Origin of the sequence: Nitratidesulfovibrio oxamicus, from assembly GCF_015731765.1 — a bacterium.
Classification (GTDB): Bacteria; Desulfobacterota; Desulfovibrionia; order Desulfovibrionales; family Desulfovibrionaceae; genus Cupidesulfovibrio; species Cupidesulfovibrio oxamicus.
Window position 1 is genome coordinate 1 of record NZ_VRYY01000379.1, and the last position, 2,484, is coordinate 2,484.

Consider the following 2,484-nt stretch of genomic DNA (forward strand, 5'->3'; position numbering starts at 1 on the left):
GCTGCGCCCCGGGCGCGGCGCGCCCCGCCCCCATACCGTGGCCGCCGTGCGGCGCCATCAGGGTCGCCCGCTGGTTCTGTTCGAAGGCATCGCCGACCGCAGCGCGGCGGAAACCCTGCGCGGCATGCACGTGCTGGTGCCCAAGGACCGCCTGCCCGAACCCGCCGAGGACGAGGTGTACCTGCACGAACTGCTGGGCCTGCGCGTGCTGCTGCACGACGCGGGCACGATGCTGGGCACCCTTGATGACGTGCAGATGCCCGGCGGGCAGGAGGTGTGGTCCATCCGCACCGCCGACGGCAAGGAAGTGCTGCTGCCCGCCGTGGAGGAATTCGTGGCCTCCATCGACCTCGACGCGCGCGAGGTGCGCATCACCCCGCCGCCGGGGCTGATCGAACTGTACCTGGAGGCGCCGGAAAAATCCGCCGCCCGCAAGCCTGATGCGGATGTCTCCGGACCGAGCGGGCCCGGGGAGTCCGCAGGCACCGGGAATCCAGCAGGAACGGGCGGCGCATAGCGCCCAGGCAGCAGCCATGCACTTCTCCCTGGTCACCCTGTTCCCGGAATTCTTCGACTCGCCCCTGTCCGCCGGGCTCATGGCCAAGGCGCGCGAGTCGGGCACCGTGGACTTTTCCTTCCGCAACCCGCGCGACGCCACCGCCGACCGCCACCGCACCGTGGACGACCGTCCCTATGGCGGCGGCCCCGGCATGGTCATGCTGCCGGAACCGCTGGCCGTCACCCTGCGCGCCCTGCGTGAAGACGCCCCAAAGGCACGCATCCTGATGATGGCCCCGCGCGGGCGCCGCTTCACCCAGCAGCTGGCCCGCGAACTGGCCCGCGAAGAGCACGTGGCCATCCTGTGCGGTCGCTACGAAGGATTCGACGCGCGCATTGAGGAACTGTTCGACATAGAGCCGGTGTGCGTGGGCGATTTCGTGCTCAACGGCGGCGAAACGGCGGCGCTGAACGTCATCGAGGCCGTGGCCCGGCTGGTGCCCGGATTCATGGGCAAGGAAGAATCGGGCGAGGACGAAAGCTTTTCCGAAGGCCTGCTGGAATACCCGCACTACACCAGGCCGGAAGTGTTCGAGGGGCTGCCCGTGCCCGACGTGCTGCGCTCCGGCGACCATGGCCGCATCGCCGCGTGGCGGCGCGAGCAGTCGCTGGCGGCCACCCTGCGCCTGCGGCCCGAATTGCTGCCGGAAGCCCCGCTGACCGAAACCGACATGACCTTCTTGCGGCACAAGGCCGCCGAGACCGTGGAACGGGCCGGACGCAACCTGCATTGCGCGCTGGTGCACTACCCGGTTTTGAACAAGGAAAAAAAATCGGTGGCGGTGTCTTTGACAAACCTCGACATTCACGATATAGGCCGCTGTTCCTGCACGTATGGACTCGGCGGGTATTACATCGTGACCCCCATCGAGGACCAGCGGCGACTGCTCGACGGCATTCTCCGGCACTGGACGGAGGGGCCGGGCCTTGCGGCAAACCCCGACAGGGGCGAGGCGCTCGGGCTGGTGCGAGGCGCCGATACGGTGCAGGACGCGGTGGACGACATTACCCGCCGCACGGGCCAGCGCCCCCTGGTGATCGCAACCAGTGCGCGCGGCGCGGGCGACACGACCGTCGGTCAGGTAAGGTCCATCCTCGCGGAACGCCCGGTGCTGCTGTTGTTCGGCACCGGCCACGGCTTGTCGCCGCATCTTGTGGCGGCGTGCGACGGCACCCTGCGGCCCGTCCGGTGGATGGACGGGTACAACCACCTTTCGGTGCGCACCGCCGCCGCCATCATCATGGACAGGATTCTCGGCGACTGCTATTAGGCGGAACCGGCGAACCCACGATAGCGAAAAACTCCGGTCCAAGGGAGACACGAGCATGAATATCATCAAGAAAATCGAAGGCGAACACCTGCGCCTCGACCTGCCCAAGTTCAAGTCCGGCGACACCATCAAGGTGCACCTGCGCATCGTGGAAGGCGAAAAGGAACGCATCCAGGTGTTCCAGGGCAACGTCATCCGCATCCACCGCGGCACCACCGGCGGCACCTTCACCGTGCGCAAGGTGTCCGACGGCGTGGGCGTGGAACGCGTGTTCCCCCTGCACTCTCCCTTCATCGACCGCGTGGAGATGGTGACGGAAGGCCGCGTGCGCCGCAGCCGCCTGTACTACCTGCGCGAACTCAAGGGCAAGGCCGCGCGCATCAAGCCCAAGAACCGCTTCTAGGCCAGACTGCTTCATGCAAGGGGGGTCCGGCACGCCGGTCCCCCCTTTTTTCGTTGGCGCGACGCGCATCCCCCTGTCCGGGCGATGTGCCGTGCCTCCCGTCGCGCCGGGCCGGCCCCCATCCGGCTCCGCACACGCATCCAGCCTTCCGTTTCGGCCCGCTCCACCTGTCCCGTCATCCGCAGGAGGCCGCATGTCACCGCCCGCTCGCCGCGCCAGCGCCCCACGCGCGCGTTCCACGCGTGGCGGGGT

Annotated in this window: 3 protein-coding genes; all 3 read left to right on the forward strand. The window is 68.3% G+C overall.

From position 1 onward, the window contains the following. Positions 1-517, forward strand: a 517-nt coding sequence (rimM, locus tag FVW20_RS12490) for a ribosome maturation factor RimM (RefSeq protein ID WP_196609874.1), incomplete at its 5' end; no start/stop codon positions are given. Positions 518-533: 16 nt separating this feature from the next. Further along, positions 534-1,829 carry a tRNA (guanosine(37)-N1)-methyltransferase TrmD gene (trmD, locus tag FVW20_RS12495; RefSeq protein ID WP_196609875.1) on the forward strand — a complete coding sequence of 432 codons (1,296 nt, stop codon included), beginning with the start codon at positions 534-536 and terminating at the stop codon, positions 1,827-1,829. 55 nt (positions 1,830-1,884) lie between these two features. Beyond that, the gene (rplS, locus tag FVW20_RS12500; RefSeq protein WP_035068551.1) at positions 1,885-2,232 is read left to right on the forward strand and encodes a 50S ribosomal protein L19; all 348 of its coding nucleotides are present in this window, start codon (positions 1,885-1,887) and stop codon (positions 2,230-2,232) included. Positions 2,233-2,484: the final 252 nt, after the last annotated feature.